Raw genomic sequence first — 15,395 nt, forward strand, 5'->3', positions numbered from 1 at the left:
CACGCAAAACCTCGGCCGTTCGGTGGTAATCGGCGTAGCGTGAAAGTGGCTGAACTGGCAGTGACTGAACAGGTTTCAGGAGGGAATTGATGAGTATTAGCCTGCACGGTTTAGGGGTCGGTGGCGGTATTGCCATCGGCCACGCCCATTTGGTATCGCACGCCGATATTGAAATACTTCATTATCCTGTTCCCGCTGAAGGCTTGGCCGCCGAGCTGCAACGTTTTGACGATGCCATCCGCAATACCCGCAAAGAGCTGGAAATGCTCTGGGGCAGTATTCCTGACAATGCGCCAGCCGAGCTGGGCGCCTTCTTGAGCCTGCATATCATGCTGCTCAACGACCACACGCTCTCGAAAGAGCCGCGCCATATTATCGAAACACAGCGCTGCAACGCTGAATGGGCGGTGAAGCTGCAGCTGGATGTGCTGCTGGCCCAGTTTGACGAAATTGAAGAGGAATACCTGCGCGAACGTCGCACCGACGTGATTCAGGTGACCGAGCGGATTTTCAAGGCATTGGCCGGGCATGAACACGGTGCGCACGCGCCGGTTTGCGATGGCGACGATTGCATTCTGGTCGCGCACGATCTGTCTCCGGCCGATATGGTGCTGTTCAAGGACACCAGTTACAAAGCCTTTATCACCGATGTGGGTGGGCTGACTTCGCATACGGCCATTCTGGCGCGCAGTCTGGACTTGCCCTCTGTGCTGGCGCTGCGCAATGCACGCGAGATTATCCGCGAGCAAGAGCTGATTATTGTCGACGGCATCAAAGGCTGCGTGATTGTCGATCCTGATCCGGCGATTCTGGCCGAGTATCAGTTCCGGCAAAATGAATGGCTGCTCAAGCAAGCCAAATTGCAGGATATTCGTACTCAGGCCGCAGTCACACTTGATGGCACGGCGATCGAGCTGAGTGCCAATATCGAATTGCCCGACGATTGTGATCTGGCGCTGGAAAATAGCGCCAGCGGCATTGGCCTGTTCCGTTCGGAGTTTTTATTTCTGAAAGAAAACGATCTGCCGACCGAAGAAGAGCAGTTTGAAGCCTATCGCGAAGTGGCTCAGGCCATGCAGGGCAAACCGGTGGTCATTCGGACTATCGATCTGGGTAAAGACAAAATCCCGTCCTGGCAAATCGAACGCGAAGCGCCCAACCCGGCGCTAGGGCTGACCGGTATCCGGCTATGCATGGCCGAGCCACAAATGTTCCGCACGCAACTGCGTGCGCTATTGCGGGCGTCGGCCTTTGGCAAAATCAAGCTGTTGATTCCAATGCTGTCGGCCCTGAGTGAAGTCAAGCAGACCCGGCTTCATCTGGAAGACATCAAGGCCCAATTGCGCGAAGAGGGCATTGCCTTTGACGAGCATATCGAGCTGGGCGGCATGATTGAAGTGCCTGCCGCGGCCATGGCGGTTGGGGCTTTTCTGAACCATCTGGATTTTATCTCGATTGGTACCAATGACTTGATCCAGTATTCGCTGGCCGTAGACCGCAATGATGATGCGGTTAGCCATCTGTATGATCCGCTCAACCCCGGCGTGCTGCATTTTCTCAAACACATCATCAGCACCGCCGACAAACTGGGCAAACCGGTGTCGATGTGCGGTGAAATGGCTGGCGACCCGAGCCTGACCCGATTACTGCTGGGGCTTGGCTTGCGCCGCTTCTCGATGTTGCCCATCCAGCTATTGAAAGTAAAACAGCAGTTGCTCACCGGCGATATTGGCCGGATCAAGCCGCTGGTGAGCAAAATGCTCAAAGCCGACGATGAAGATCAATTGCGGGCGCTATTGCAGCAGTTGAATCAATAAGCGCTGCCCAAGGCTATGCTTGCGTCCGATTTACGCCAGTTTCTACCGCCCCAGTGCTGCGTGCCCGACGATATTTCCCGTTGTCTGCAGCAAGGTCGGCATTTGTTTGCCTCGCATTGCGAGTCATCGCTGATCCTGGCTCAGGCTGCGCTCGATAGTGCCTGTACGCTGGAGCACTCGGCCTTGCAAGCCGAGGCGCTGATCCTGCTGGGGCAATCGCAGCAGGTGCTGCAGCAAACCGATGTGGCGCTGGCGTCTTTTCAGCGTGCGCTGGTGCTGGGCAAGCGGCTTGAGTCTTGCGCAATTCAAAGTGTCGCCTGCGAAGGTCTGGCGCTGTGCTACCAGAATCTGCGCCAAAATCCCAAGGCACTGCAGGCCTGGCTTAATGCACTGGAACTGGGTTTGCAATCGGGCGAGCCGGTGCGCTATATCCAGGCCTATCTGGGGATTGGTAGCCTGTATTTCCAGCACGAAAATTACGAACAGGCCTGTTATTACCAAGCACAGGCCGTTGAATGGTCTCAGCTGCAGGATGATCGTGATCTGCAAGCCAAGGCTAGACTGCATCTGGCCGCAACGCTGATCAAGATGAACGATTACAGCCTAGCTGAACAATTATTGCAGCAGACCGAAAACATCCTGCTGCTGCCGGTTCGGCTGTCCTGGCAGGCTGAAATCAATCACTATCTGGGCCTGATCCAGATGGCACGGCAGGATTGGCCGCGAGCAGAGCATTACTTTCAGGCCGCACATGCACTGAATGTCACCACCGCCTCGCGCTGGGGGCAAACCCAAAGCCTGATCAGTCTGGGGCAGCTGAGTGCACTCAAAGGTGATTTGCAGGCCGCGATTGTTCACCTGCAAGACGCTTTGCAGCTGGCCGAGCAGCAGGCGGACGATCATCTGCGCCAGCAGATCCACGCCGAGCTATCGGCCTTGTACGAAGCGCAGGGCGACTATGTGCGTGCCACTGCACACCATATCGAGTTTCATCAGTTTTATTTGCAATTGCTCAAGCAAAATACCTCGGATCAGCTCGATGCCCTGTCGTCGCGGCGCTTGAAACAGGCTGAAATCAAGCTGCAACTGTTGCGCAGCGAGCTGGAAGTCAAACAGCTGATGCAACAACGCAGCCTCGAGCATGAAAGAATGCAGCAGTTGGAAAACGCGGCTTTTCACGATGCGCTGACCGGTGCTTTTAATCGCCATGCGCTCGACGAGCAATTGCCTGTGTTGCTGCAGCAAGCGCGGCAGGATGGCTCGACCTTGTGCCTGATCATGATTGACTTTGATCATTTCAAGCAGGTCAACGATGGCTATTCGCATCAGGTGGGCGATGAGGTGCTCAAAACCGGTATCCGGCTATTGCTCGCGCTGACGCGTGAAACCGATTTGCTGGCGCGTTTTGGCGGCGAAGAGTTTGTCCTGATTTTGCCACGCAAAAATGCACAGCTGGCGCGCCGGGTGGCCGAGCGCATGCGTCAGGAAATCGAGCAGTTTGACTGGGCCGCGCTCGCCCCCGGTCTGGCGGTGACTATCAGTCTGGGCTGCGCCCAATGGCATTCCGGGATGGGGATTGATGATTTGATGGCCGCCGCCGACCAGGCGCTCTATCAAGCCAAACATGCGGGGCGCAATCAGGTGTGCCTAGCGCCAGTTCCGCCAACAGGAGCAGCGCAATGAGTGAGGCGCTCCGGGCACAGGCACAAACGATAGCCAGCCAGCTGCAGGATGAACCCGCACAGGCCGAATCAGCCGCGCAAGCTTTGTTGCAACAGGCCAAATTACAATCCGATCATGAGCTGCTTGCCCATGCCTACCGTTTGCTGGCGCGCAGCCAGCATCTGCAGGGCAAAATCGGCGAGGCGATTCGCACTTTGCAGGCGGCGATCCGTTTTCTGCAACGGCACAAGCTGAATCAGCCCATTATGCAGGCCTACGACGAGCTGGGTAGCCTGCTGTATGAACAACTGGATTACTACGCTGCGCTCGATGCCTGGCTTAAATCGCTGGAAATCGCGACCGTCTTGCAGAGCTCGCACGGCTGTATCCGCGCGTATCTGGGGGTGGGCAAAGTTCATTTTGCCTTTGGCGACTACCGCAAAGCGACCCATTTTTACCAGATGGCGCAGAGCCTGAGCCAGCCGCTGCAGGATGCCCGGCTCGATTGCGAAGTGGCGCTTAATCTGGCAGCCAGCGCGTATCGGCTGGGCGAGTATGACAAGGCGCAGGCGGCGCTGGGGCAAGTTTCGCAGCATTTGCTGGAAGACTTGAGCCAACCGGCCTGGGAGGCCGATGTGCTGACCTACAATGGCCTGCTCCATCTGCATTTTGCCCGCTATAGCGTGGCGCAGGAATTGTTAAGCCAGGCTTATCAGCTATACCGCAAGCATCGCCTGATTGGTGGGCAAGGGCAGGTGATGATTGCGCTGGCGCGCTGTTTTACCGCGCTGGCGCAAGCCGATCTGGCCGAGGAATGTTTGCTGGAAGCTGCCCGGCTCAGCGCCGAGCATCAGCTGTTGTCGCTCGGTGTGGAGTCGCACACCTCGCTGGCGCAGCTCTATCTGGAGCAGGGGCAGCATCAGTCGGCCTTGCAGCACCGCAAATTTCTGCACGCCTTGCTGGCTGGCCAGCATCAGGAGCAGGGCTTCCCCTTGCAGATGTCCAGCCATGCCCGCATGCGCTTGCGCAAAATCGAGCGCGAGCTGGAAACCCGCAAAATCCGTCTGCGCCTGCTGGCATTGCGCTGAGCTCAGGCGGGCAGGGCAATACGTTATAATCGGCTTTTTGCTGTTGCTGCGCTGACCATGACCGTTCAAACCCTGCCCCTTTCCGATTCGCTGCGCGATTACTTTTTGCAGATGGCTTTGCGCGAGCCGGATATCTTGCGCGAGCTGCGCGAATCGTCCGTCGATCACCGGGTCGCCAAAATGTCGCTGGCTCCCGAGCAGGGCGCATTGCTGATTTTTCTGCTGCGGCTGATTGGTGCCAAGCGCTATATCGAGGTCGGCACGTTTCTGGGCTATAGCTCGATTGCCGCTGCGCTGGCCATGGGCGAGGACAGTGAAGTGATTGCCTGCGACGTCTGTGAAGAATTCACGGTACAGGCGCAGGCCTGGTGGAAGCGCGCTGGGATCGAGCAGCGCACCACGCTCTATCTCGATCGCGCCAGCGAAACCTTGCCACGCTTGCTCGAAGCAGGTGCCGCCGGGACTTTTGACTGCATGCTGATCGACGCCGACAAGCCCAACTATCCCAATTATTACGAATACGCGCTGCAACTGGTGCGCCCGCGCGGGCTGATTATTCTGGACAATATGTTTCTGAATGGCCGCGTCGCCACGCCGCAAGCCAGCCACCCGCGCAGCGTCGCCATCCTGCACGAATTCAACCGCCAGCTGCGCGACGATCAGCGTGTCGAACACTGCATCCTGCCCACGGGTGATGGCATGACTTTATTGTTTAAGCGCTAGGGGTATATTGCTATAGGCAATATTTTTATTGTTTTATAGCGACATACCTTTGCATGTATATGCTGCCCCCATCTTCAGCTGACGTCGATTTCTCCGTATCCGCAGTGGCAAAACACCGGTCAGCGGCTACACTGAAAGCCATTGACCCGAGTGTAGCTCCAGTATGTTAGCGATGACGCAACCCTTTAGCTCGACGCCGCAATTTGCCCAGCTGGTGGCGCAGATAGAAGGCCAGTTGCACAACGAGCGCACGCTGGCGCAGCAGTCGCTCGATCAACTGCTGGCGCAGACGCGCGCCGAGCGCGATGCTGTGGGTTTTATTACTGCGGTCGAGCTGCTCTCGCAGATTACCTATGGCGACACCAGCCTGGATCTGCAGTACGAAGCCTTGCAAATGGCGCAGGGCCATCATCTCTTTGCCGCCGAAGCACGCCTGCTCAATCTGATTGGTCGCGCCCTGTATGCCAGCGCGCGTTATCAGGAAGCGATGCAAACCTGGGCGCGCTGCCTGGAAACCGCCGAGCTGTCGCAGCAATACGTCTGCTGGGTGAAAGCCAAAATGGGGCTGGGGCAGATATATGACGCGCTGGGTGATCCGGCGTCGGCAGTGCGCCTGCATCAGGAGGCGATCGAGCGTTGCGCACAGCTGGATGATCGCTGGCTGCTATTGCAAGCGCATATCAATCTGGGCGTGAATCTGCACAAACTGCGCCGCAGCGACGAAGCGTTGGCGGCGTTCAATTTTGCCCTCGATACCGCCCGCGAGCTGAAGCACGCCGATGACGAAGCCGAAGTGCTGATGCGGATTGGCGAGCTGTATGTGACCAAACAGGTATTTCCCTTGGCGCTGCGCTCGCTTGATTCGGCCTGCGTGATTGCCGAGCGCACCGGCTATCGCTGGGCATGGGCGCAATCGCTATTGCTGCGCGCCGAATGTTTGCTGCGCATGGCGCGGCCAAAAGAAGCATTGCAAGAGGTGCATCATGGCTTGGAAATTGCCAAGCAGGCCGGTGCTTCGCACGTCAGAATGAAGCTGCTGTATCTACTGGCCGAAGTGTGCGAGGCGCTGGATGATTTTGCCACCGCACTGCAAATGCAGCGGCAGGCTCAACAGCTCGAACGGCAAATCAATCAGTCCTTGCAGCGCGACCCCTTGCAACAGATTGCACAGATTGCCGGTTTATCGCCCAATGCCGACCAGATGCTGCTTGATCTGGCCAGCGATCCACGGCTGGAGCAGGGCGATTTGCCCGTGCTCAGCCAGATTTTGTGCCAGACCGCCTGCAAGGTGTTGCAGCTGGCGCAGGCAAGCTTCTGGCAATGGTCGGCCGACCGGCAAACCTTGCACTGCTTGCTGCGCGTGGCTCAGGACGGCGCATTGCTGCAAGCGGGCCCCGATGTGCCGCGCAGCAAGCTGGAGCTGCTGTTTGGCTATCTGGAAGCGGGCGAAATTGTGGTGGCGCATTCGGCTGCACAGCACGTTTACACTTGGCAATGGAGCGAGCTGAGCCTGCATCTGCAGGGCATCAGTGCGCTGATTCTGGTGCCGGTGCGGCTCAATGATTGCAGCGTTGCCGTGCTGGCGTTCGAGCATTTGCATCAGCAACGCAACTGGCAGCGCGACGAGCTGCAGCACGCCACCCAGCTGGGCTTGCTCGCCAGTCGGGCGCTGGCCCAGCATCAGCAGCGGCAATACCAGCTGCAGATTGCCCGCCTGAACGAGCAGCTGCAAAACCAGAATGAAATGCTCGAGCTGCGCGTGACCGAGCGCGGTCAGGCTTTGCAGCAAGCCAGCCAGAAACTGGTGCAGGCCGAAAAACTGGCTGCGCTCGGTTATCTGGTCGCTGGTTTTGCGCATAAACTCAATACCCCGCTGGGCAGCGTGCTCACGGCGGCCAGTACTTTCAGCGAAAAAAGCAGCGAGATCAGCCGCTTGCTTGATGCGGGAGCCATGAAAAAATCGCAGCTGGAGCAATTTCTGGCCGAAGGCCACACGATTGCCGAAATTATCCAGCGCAATGCGCATCGTGCCAGCGACATGATCCGCGATTTGCGCCAGCTGGCGGCCGACGACGACGCCATGCTGGCCGCGCGGCTGGGCCTTAAATCCTTGGTTGACGAGATTATTGCGCGCTATGCCGCGCGCAGCGACGCCAGCCTGATCCGCTTTCACAACCTGCTTGATGAAGGCCTGCACATCCTGAGTTATCGCGCGGTACTGGAGCTGATCGTGGCGCAGCTAATCCAGAATTCATTGCGCCATGCTTTTGCGCCCGGCCAGAGCGGGCAGATCGAGATTGCCAGCCAGTACACCGGCGCAGGTCAGCTGCAAGTGCTGTATCGCGATAACGGCGTGGGCATCGTCAGCGAGCTGCAGCAAAAAGCTTTCGAGCCTTTTTACACGACGCAGTTTGGCCAGGGGCATAGTGGGCTAGGTCTGTATCAGGTGTATTCGCTGGTGCATGGCAAGCTGGGCGGCGAAATTGCTTTGCGCAGCGAGCCGGGGCAAGGCCTTGAAATTACACTGACTTTGCCCGCCAGCGCCAACTTGTCGAGCGTCACTTTCACGCCTGCAGGCTAAAAACCCCTAGTTTTTATCCGGTTATTTAAGCGGTCTTGGCTATTTTATCTGATAAAAAACAAGCATTTAGCTGCAATAAATTACCAAATCTGCGACAATGCGCGATTAGCCCTATTCGCCGTCGCCATGAATTCCACTCATTCCCCGCTTAAACCGATTTACGAACTACCCGCAGGCGTAACGCCGCGCCAGCCTGCGCCTTTCCTGCCGATGAGCCGCAAGGAAATGGATCAGCTCGGCTGGGATGAGTGCGACATCATTATTGTGACGGGCGACGCTTATATTGATCATCCGAGTTTTGGCATGGCGCTGCTTGGCCGCCTCTTGGAAGCGCAGGGTTTTCGCGTCGGCATTATCAGCCAGCCGGACTGGACCTCAGCCGACGACTTCAAGCAGTTGGGCAAGCCGCGGCTGTATTTCGGCGTCACCGCCGGCAATATGGATTCGATGATCAATCGCTACACGGCCGACAAAAAGCCGCGTTCGGACGATGCCTACACTGCTGGCGGCATGGCGGGCAAACGCCCCGATCGCGCGCTGAATGTGTATTGCCAGCGCTGCCGCGAAGCGTATCCGGGCGTGCAGATTATGGCCGGTGGGATCGAGGCCAGCCTGCGCCGCATTGCGCAGTACGACTACTGGAGCGACAAAATCCGCCAGTCGGCGCTGATTTATTCCAAAGCCGATTTGCTGCTGTTCGGCAATGCCGAACGCGCCTTGGTTGAAGTGACGCAGCGCGTCGCTGCGGGTGAGAAAATGAGCGAAATCCGCGACGTGCGCGGAACGGCGTTCCTCGCGCCGCATGGCTGGATGCCCGAAGGCTGGGCTGAGCTGGATTCTTCAGTCGTTGATATTCCGGGCAAGATTGATCCGCATATCAACCCGTATGCCGATGAAAGCGAACGCCAGCAAGCCAATCAGAGCAATACCCCCAGTGATGCCCCGCAGCCTATCCGCATCGTTTCACGTGAAGCACGCCTAGCCGCACGCCGCGAAGTGCGTGGCCGTACCGTGATTCGCATTCCGTCGTTCGAGACGGTGACCTACGATCCGGTCAGCTACGCGCACGCCAGCCGCACCTTGCATTTGGAATCAAACCCCGGCAATGCGCGGGCGCTAGTGCAGCAGCACGGCGAGCGCGATGTGTGGATGAATCCGCCGCCGATTCCGCTCGAAACCGCCGAAATGGATTACGCTTTCGATCAATATTTCGCCCGCAATCCGCACCCGAGCTACGGTGAGCAGGTGATTCCGGCGTGGGACATGATCCGTTTTTCAATCAATATCATGCGCGGCTGTTTTGGCGGCTGTACTTTCTGTTCGATCACCGAGCATGAGGGGCGGATTATTCAAAGCCGTTCGGAAGGCTCGATCTTGCGCGAGATCGAAGAAATCCGCGACAAGACCGAAGGCTTTACCGGCCACATTTCTGACTTGGGCGGGCCAACGGCGAATATGTATCGCCTCGCCTGTAAAGACCCGAAAATCGAGCAATCCTGTCGTCGTTTGAGCTGCGTCTATCCGGGCATTTGCGAAAACCTGAATACCGACCACAGCAGCCTGATTCAGCTGTATCGCAAGGCGCGCAAAATCAATGGCGTGAAAAAAATCACCATTGGCTCGGGTCTGCGCTACGACCTCGCGGTGGAGTCGCCCGAGTATGTCAAAGAGCTGGTCACGCATCACGTCAGCGGCTACTTGAAAATCGCGCCGGAGCACACCGAAGATGGCCCGCTGTCGAAAATGATGAAGCCCGGCATCGGCGCTTTCGAGCGTTTCAAAGACATGTTTGAGCATTACAGCCAGCTCGCCGGTAAAAAGCAGTATCTGATTCCCTACTTTATCGCCGCCCATCCGGGCACCAGCGATGACGACATGATGAATTTGGCGCTGTGGCTAAAGAAAAACAACTTCCGCCCCGATCAGGTGCAAGCCTTCACGCCGACGCCAATGGCGATGGCGACGACGATGTGGCACACCAAGCGCAACCCGCTCAAACGCATCCATCGTAGCTCGGAAAAAGTCGACATCATCAAAGACGAAAAACGCCGCCGGATTCATAAAGCGTTCTTGCGCTATCACGACCCGAAAAACTGGCCGATCTTGCGCGAAGCACTGATCAGCATGGGCCGCGCCGATTTAATCGGCACCGGGCCCAAACAATTGATTCCGCCCGAATCGGCTGCTGAAAAAACCATGCAAGCCCCCAAAGGCAATGCGCGCGGTGGCGGCGGGCCGGGCTCGGTGGGTAAGATACCTAACCGGAGTAAATCGCCGCAGGGCAATGCTAGAAATACCGCTGGCGCTATACCCCGTGGGGCGGCGGGCGGTGCCGCCAAATTTGGCCAGCAACGTCTGGCAAGCAGACCCGGCGCTGCCAAGCCTGCTTCAGGCAAACTGGCCACTAAAAAAGCACGTTAAACAAAACTTCGCTACAGCGAACTTGTGGCAGCTCTTACGCCAAGAGCTGCCACATCCCATTTTGCAGGGTCTTGTATTAATTGGTTTGAATGTGACTCATAGTCCGTAGACGGTCAATTCCTTGCCGGCTGATAATTAAAGCAGTCACAGTGGGGAATCGCTATGTTAGCCAGAATGAAAAGTCATGAAGAAAGTTATCGCGGCTACTCTATTTTTATTGAAGAAAATCCTGATCAATACCGCGAAGGCTATCTCTACTGCATTTCCGTCTCGTCAGCCATCATTGAAGATGGCCTTGAGTTTGATTTTGAGTGTGCAGTTAAAGCTGCGCGCACTTTCATCGATCAGCAGAGTGGTTGAATTCAGTAATTTCAAATCTGAAGTGATTTACGTTCGGTAAGCCACTCTGAGAGATTTTGCAGTTGTTCACGCTGCGCGGGTTTATATGTCGTCTGAATTGCTTCTGGTATCACTAATTGCAGCCCATGCGCTGCCATTTCCAAAGTTTGGGCCTCGCTGATTGCAGCCTCAAGAGTAATCAGGTGTTTGCGACCAATCCGATTCGCTTCACTTAATACCTGTCTCCAGCGATCTTTGCAGGAAGTTTTTGCACCGAGCATCGCAAGTTGTTTATCGGGAAAAAGTGGATTGTGATAGCTGGCAAAATCCGGGAAAAGAAAGTCTGGTTTTGCATTGTTTTCTGTTACTTTGCCTTTGCCGCGACCCTGCTCAAACTTCAAGCCATGCAATTGAAAAAGGTGATTCAGATGCCCTTCAAAAGCATGGCCGACTCTGGATTTTCTGCGAATCTCACGTTGCTGACATAGAAACTATGTTTGCTTATGCCATTACAATTTATGCGAGAATTTGTTAATTAACTTTTTCTCTGTTCTTACCTGATCTTCTAGAGTGAGTGGTTGATTGAGCAGCATATCTATCCTCTGCAAATCATAGCGACTGGCGAACTGATTTAGAATGTCATAAATATCTTCAACTTGCTCGAGGTCTTTAGCATAATCCTCGGCGAGCGTAGTGTCGTTCAGCTCAAGCCCATAATATGTGCTGAGCATAGCTGCACAGATGCTATGGAACGGTGGTTTATGCATTAGAGTATCTCATTTGCAACGTAAGATAAAAAATATAAATAGTACTTCGTAACCAAATGGAAGTTGTCCTTTCATTCCGTGTAGATGCCACCTGTTAATTGGCTTTGACACTATGTGGGTTTAGTTATTCCATTCAGTTGTAACTGGCTACTTATTTTCAAGTGAGGAATTATTGAACGAATACATGCTTAAAATGGTAAGCCAGAAAATCGGGGTTTGGAGTGAATTTTTTGGGCAATGTTATTGTTGTTCCATTAAATCGACACAAGTAGTCCTGAGCCATTGCACTTTGGTCTTTGAGTAGTCTATTTGAGACTCGGATAATGAAATCAGGTGTGATCGTTAATAAACCTTGATCGTAAGCTTTATCATGTAGCACAGAAAGACATAAGCCATTAGCTGGATTAAGGCGATTATGTTCATCCTTGCTCCATGGCACGATATGGCTCGCTACAAGTAATTTGGGTTCGGCAAGTCCCGTGATGCAACAACGATGCTCATAACTGCTCAATACGGTTTTGCGGAAAAATGCTTGTTTCACTCGTGCCTTGCTCTGAATAATGGTACTTTCGCTGTAGAAATTGCTTGGGATATCGACAGTTTCTTCGGTACTCGAAAGGCTTGAAAGAGCAATATCCTGTTGTGCGAGCTGGTCAACCATAAACTGGCTTTGATAGCCTATATTTTCAGGGTCTTCAATAAATTCAGCCCAGATTTCCCTGTCTAAATATGATGCACCAACTAACCCTTTTCGACCGTTACTAGTGATTTTTGGGTCAAGGCTCGCAAAGTTACAGAGTTTCATTGCTAAGGCGCTGGGCGTTCTGCCTATTTTATTAGCTGCCGCAATAATCAAAGGATTATTCTTATGAAGTCGCCCAAAGGGGAGTTGGCAATAGAGATTAACGGCAATCAATAGTTGATCACGAGACCAATTATTTGCCATAGCTGTGGATCCTTGATTAGTTTTCCGTCATGGCGGTTGTTTGCGTGTAACTGCCCCATTCACTACTAAATATACAATTCCCAACAATAAGCTTAAATGCTTGTCTCTATACGCCACCTCCGCAAACAGTCCAATAACACGAAATTCATTTGTGCTTTTGTCCTGATTTTCAAAAGACAAGACGAATTGATGTAATTGTTAGGTAACATCAGGGTTGGGTTGCTTTTCCCTTTCTCCATCGTCTTACTGTGCTTTGGTCTATGCCAAGCCTCTTCGCCAAATCTGCTTTTTGGTAGAGGCGTAATGCCTCGGTTAAATACTTATGAGCAAGATCAAGAGGCTGATTCATGAGAAAGCTCTGGGTTTTTTTTGTGCATTTTGCACGGAAAATACCCAGATGATAAGAGCAAACGCTACTCATGTCGAACATTTGTTCTGTTTCAAGTGGGTTGTGGCTAGTGCTGCCCCAAACAACTGATTCCCCCCGAATCAGCCGCCGAAAAAACGATGCAAGCCCCAAAGGGCAACGCGCGCGGCGGCGGTGGGCCGGGTTCGGTGGGTAAGATACCTAACCGGAGTAAATCGCAGCAGGGCAATGCTAGAAATACCGCTGGCGCTATACCCCGTGGTAAGCCAGTGGTGCGCACGGGCGGTAAGCCCGCGGTCAAAACGGACTTTGGCGCTGGTGGTGGCAAGAAGCCGGGCTCAAGACAAAGCGCACCGCCGGGCTTTGTCTGCTTGCCCCGCTGCCCTATTGCGCGGATAATCGCGTCCGCGAAGCGGGACAGACCATCGCTGCTGCCAGTGTAATGCTGGCGGGGGAGGAAAGTCCGGGCTCCATAGAGCAGGATGCTGGCTAACGGCCAGGCGGCGCGAGCCGACGGAAAGTGCAACAGAGAGCTGAACCGCCAGTAATCCGAGTTGAACGGCCAGATGAGATGGCCGGAATCGGGCGATTGGTAAGGGTGAAAAGGTGTCCCCGCCTCACGGGGAGCCCCGCAAGGGGTCGGTAAGAGCGCACCGCGGCGCTGGTAACAGTCGCTGGCAGGGTAAACCCCATTCGGAGCAAGACCAAGCAGTAGGCGTTGAGGTTGCTCGCTGAGTCTACGGGTAGGTTGCTTGAGCGCGTCAGTAATGGCGCGCCTAGAGGAATGATGGTCACGGCTGGCAACAGCCGGACAGGACCCGGCTTATCGGCCCGCTTCGCACTCCACCTTATTTCACCGATTATCCGGATGAATCGCTGGCCTGATGTGGGCGAGTTTGCTGCCCGATCGCTGCTGGCCTAATGCGACTATTTGCATGGCTGCTAGGGTATAGGGCTGTAGCCCTTTTCTATCATGCCTTACGTTGAAATACCCATACTCCTGCTTTGAGCTCCGGCGGCAAAACCAGTTGGCTAAGTGCTGGGTATTCCTGCCAGTCAAATTGTGTTTGTTCTTCGTAATCACGCCAGCTGCCGGTGAGAAAGCGTGAATGACTGCCGATCACGATATAGGTTTCCACTTCCCGCTGACGGAAGATTTGCCGCTCAAAATGATTATTCGATGGTGGCCAGCTGCAAATCACGACTTTGGGTTTAAAGCGCGAGATGGCCGCGATGGCATCATAGCGCTGAACCTCGTCGGGGTACTGAATGGTTTTTTCCCAGCTGTAATCGTCGGTCGGCGTAATCTCGACGCCTTGTGCGGCCAGAAAACGGCTTAAAGTGCCATCGCCAGCACCCACTTCAACCGTGCGGCGCGCGCCGATCAGCGCTGCCAGCCCGGTAATCAGCTCATGGCTGTAAAAACACCAGATGCCGCGTTTTTCGACCAGCGGCATGAGTCGGCGTTTTTGCCAGAGTAGTGGCCAGATCAGCTTGAAGCGGGTCATCGAAACCGGTTTGCGGATGAGATCGCGTTCGAACAGCAGATGTTGCGCCAGCAGGCCATTGAGCAGATTAAAGCGGACCTTGCCCGCTTTGACGCCGCTGGCGCTGGATAGCGCGTACTGGCGCAAAGCCTGCTCGGTGAGGCGCTGGCGTAGCTGTTCGTGGACAAAGAGTGCAAAGGCCCGGCCTTCGCGTTCACCGCTTAAATAGCGCTGCCCCGGCGCTTTGCGCTGGCTGGCCTGCGCCAGCAACGCTTTCAATTCAGCCGGATCCCGTCTGGCAAACACCTCGGCCAGCTCGGCCCGCACTTCGCTCCAAAGCGCGGGGTGTTGCTGCGCCAGCTCGGTCAGGCTGGGATTGGTTTGCAACCATTCCCAGGTGCGGGATGGATTGGAAAGATCGGCTACGAGATGGGGTAAAGGGGAGTTGGACAGCGCCATGGTGCGGCCAGCGTGGAGAAAAGAACCATCATAGTCGATTCCCCGTGGCTGGCGCACGTGGGGCAATTACATCAGCAGCATGCCAGCGCGTTCCGGCTGCCAGCTCAGCGCTTTGACCCGCACACGCAGCTGCGTGCCGGCAGGCGTGGGCCAGCTGATTTCCTGCCCGACTGACAGACCCAGAATGGCCGAGCCGATGGGTGCCAGAATTGAAATCTGCTCGCGGCTGCCATTCATCTCGTCGGGGTAGCACAATGTGAGCTCAAATGTTTTACCTTCGGGCAGTATTTCAAAACACACTTGCGAGCGCATCGTCACAACATCGGGCGGCATGTTTTCCGGCTCAACAATATGAGCCCGTGCCAGCTCGTTCTCTAGGCCGCTGATATCGGCCAGGCCTTGAGCCGCCTGGCGCTCAAGCAGTTTTTCCAGCCGCACGGCATCCAGAGCAGAAACAGTAATCGGGGGTAAACTCATCAGCTGCATCCTTCTAAAAAACATTTGTCCCAAATGATTGAGCACAATAAACGGCAGCACATCGTGAAATGCGCTGCCGCTAGGGTATATTGCTGTGGGCAATAGCAAGTCAGGTAGACCCAGCTATACCCCATAGGTTTAATGTGAATATTACCGCCTTGCTGATTGAGTGATCGTGCCGGATGCGGCGCAATCACGCCGACAGGATGGTTATTTGCGATAAAGCGCTTGACGCGCGGCGCCGGATCGGCTTTAATAGCA

The 15,395-nt window shown here is 55.1% G+C and carries 12 protein-coding genes and 1 other RNA gene; 8 read left to right on the forward strand and 5 right to left on the reverse strand.

All coding sequences use genetic code 11. The features are described 5' to 3' along the window. Positions 1-89: 89 nt before the first annotated feature. The 7 genes from ptsP to ABHF33_RS08775 all read left to right on the forward strand — a co-directional run bounded on the left by ptsP (position 90) and on the right by ABHF33_RS08775 (position 10,652). Positions 90-1,817, forward strand: coding sequence for a phosphoenolpyruvate--protein phosphotransferase (gene ptsP, locus ABHF33_RS08745; RefSeq protein WP_348943606.1), 1,728 nt, complete (start codon positions 90-92; stop codon positions 1,815-1,817). Positions 1,818-1,832: 15 nt separating this feature from the next. Next, complete coding sequence (locus ABHF33_RS08750; protein ID WP_348943607.1) at positions 1,833-3,500, forward strand: tetratricopeptide repeat-containing diguanylate cyclase; 1,668 nt, start codon at positions 1,833-1,835, stop codon at positions 3,498-3,500. Beyond that, positions 3,497-4,567 (forward strand): tetratricopeptide repeat protein, encoded by a 1,071-nt coding sequence (locus ABHF33_RS08755; protein WP_348943608.1) that lies wholly within the window; start codon positions 3,497-3,499, stop codon positions 4,565-4,567. Before ABHF33_RS08750 ends, ABHF33_RS08755 begins: the two co-directional genes overlap by 4 nt. Positions 4,568-4,624: 57 nt before the next feature. Beyond that, positions 4,625-5,290: an O-methyltransferase gene (locus tag ABHF33_RS08760; protein ID WP_348943609.1), complete on the forward strand. Its 666-nt coding sequence runs from the start codon at positions 4,625-4,627 to the stop codon at positions 5,288-5,290. A 172-nt stretch (positions 5,291-5,462) separates the two neighbouring features. Next, positions 5,463-7,871: an ATP-binding protein gene (locus tag ABHF33_RS08765; RefSeq protein WP_348943610.1), complete on the forward strand. Its 2,409-nt coding sequence runs from the start codon at positions 5,463-5,465 to the stop codon at positions 7,869-7,871. A 126-nt stretch (positions 7,872-7,997) separates the two neighbouring features. Beyond that, positions 7,998-10,292 (forward strand): YgiQ family radical SAM protein, encoded by a 2,295-nt coding sequence (locus ABHF33_RS08770; protein ID WP_348943611.1) that lies wholly within the window; start codon positions 7,998-8,000, stop codon positions 10,290-10,292. Between the two features lie 162 nt (positions 10,293-10,454). Further along, on the forward strand, positions 10,455-10,652 hold the full coding sequence (locus ABHF33_RS08775) for a hypothetical protein (RefSeq protein ID WP_348943612.1): 198 nt from the start codon (positions 10,455-10,457) through the stop codon (positions 10,650-10,652). Positions 10,653-10,663: 11 nt separating this feature from the next. On the opposite strand, the gene ABHF33_RS08780 is transcribed toward ABHF33_RS08775, so the two are convergent. The 3 genes from ABHF33_RS08780 to ABHF33_RS08790 form a co-directional block, all read right to left on the reverse strand. Then, the gene (locus ABHF33_RS08780; RefSeq protein ID WP_432803929.1) at positions 10,664-11,041 is read right to left on the reverse strand and encodes a type II restriction endonuclease; all 378 of its coding nucleotides are present in this window, start codon (positions 11,039-11,041) and stop codon (positions 10,664-10,666) included. 99 nt (positions 11,042-11,140) lie between these two features. Then, positions 11,141-11,398: a hypothetical protein gene (locus ABHF33_RS08785; RefSeq protein ID WP_348943613.1), complete on the reverse strand. Its 258-nt coding sequence runs from the start codon at positions 11,396-11,398 to the stop codon at positions 11,141-11,143. A 169-nt stretch (positions 11,399-11,567) separates the two neighbouring features. Continuing rightward, positions 11,568-12,344 (reverse strand): HNH endonuclease, encoded by a 777-nt coding sequence (locus tag ABHF33_RS08790; protein WP_348943614.1) that lies wholly within the window; start codon positions 12,342-12,344, stop codon positions 11,568-11,570. Between the two features lie 776 nt (positions 12,345-13,120). On the opposite strand from ABHF33_RS08790, the gene rnpB reads away from it, so the two are divergent. Then, positions 13,121-13,553: RNase P RNA component class A (gene rnpB / locus ABHF33_RS08795), an RNA gene on the forward strand. A 129-nt stretch (positions 13,554-13,682) separates the two neighbouring features. On the opposite strand, the gene ABHF33_RS08800 is transcribed toward rnpB, so the two are convergent. Together ABHF33_RS08800 and rnk are read right to left on the reverse strand one after the other, a co-directional pair. Further along, entirely contained in the window at positions 13,683-14,723 is a 1,041-nt protein-coding gene (locus ABHF33_RS08800) for a hypothetical protein (RefSeq protein ID WP_348943615.1), read from the reverse strand. Beyond that, positions 14,724-15,134, reverse strand: a complete 411-nt coding sequence (rnk, locus tag ABHF33_RS08805) for a nucleoside diphosphate kinase regulator (RefSeq protein ID WP_157670783.1) — start codon at positions 15,132-15,134, stop codon at positions 14,724-14,726. It abuts the gene before it with no gap. Between the last annotated feature and the right edge of the window lie 261 nt (positions 15,135-15,395).

The organism is Chitinibacter sp. FCG-7 (genome assembly GCF_040047665.1).
In the GTDB taxonomy this organism is placed as follows: Bacteria; Pseudomonadota; Gammaproteobacteria; order Burkholderiales; family Chitinibacteraceae; genus Chitinibacter; species Chitinibacter mangrovi.

What these genes read in the sequence shown, in the direction of transcription:
- ptsP (WP_348943606.1), top strand. Translation starts at nt 90, where the DNA reads ATGAGTATTAGCCTGCACGGTTTAGGGGTCGGTGGCGGTATTGCCATC.
- ABHF33_RS08750 (WP_348943607.1), top strand. Translation starts at nt 1,833, where the DNA reads ATGCTTGCGTCCGATTTACGCCAGTTTCTACCGCCCCAGTGCTGCGTG.
- ABHF33_RS08755 (WP_348943608.1), top strand. Translation starts at nt 3,497, where the DNA reads ATGAGTGAGGCGCTCCGGGCACAGGCACAAACGATAGCCAGCCAGCTG.
- ABHF33_RS08760 (WP_348943609.1), top strand. Translation starts at nt 4,625, where the DNA reads ATGACCGTTCAAACCCTGCCCCTTTCCGATTCGCTGCGCGATTACTTT.
- ABHF33_RS08765 (WP_348943610.1), top strand. Translation starts at nt 5,463, where the DNA reads ATGACGCAACCCTTTAGCTCGACGCCGCAATTTGCCCAGCTGGTGGCG.
- ABHF33_RS08770 (WP_348943611.1), top strand. Translation starts at nt 7,998, where the DNA reads ATGAATTCCACTCATTCCCCGCTTAAACCGATTTACGAACTACCCGCA.
- ABHF33_RS08775 (WP_348943612.1), top strand. Translation starts at nt 10,455, where the DNA reads ATGTTAGCCAGAATGAAAAGTCATGAAGAAAGTTATCGCGGCTACTCT.
- ABHF33_RS08785 (WP_348943613.1), bottom strand. Translation starts at nt 11,398, where the DNA reads ATGCATAAACCACCGTTCCATAGCATCTGTGCAGCTATGCTCAGCACA.
- ABHF33_RS08790 (WP_348943614.1), bottom strand. Translation starts at nt 12,344, where the DNA reads ATGGCAAATAATTGGTCTCGTGATCAACTATTGATTGCCGTTAATCTC.
- rnk (WP_157670783.1), bottom strand. Translation starts at nt 15,134, where the DNA reads ATGAGTTTACCCCCGATTACTGTTTCTGCTCTGGATGCCGTGCGGCTG.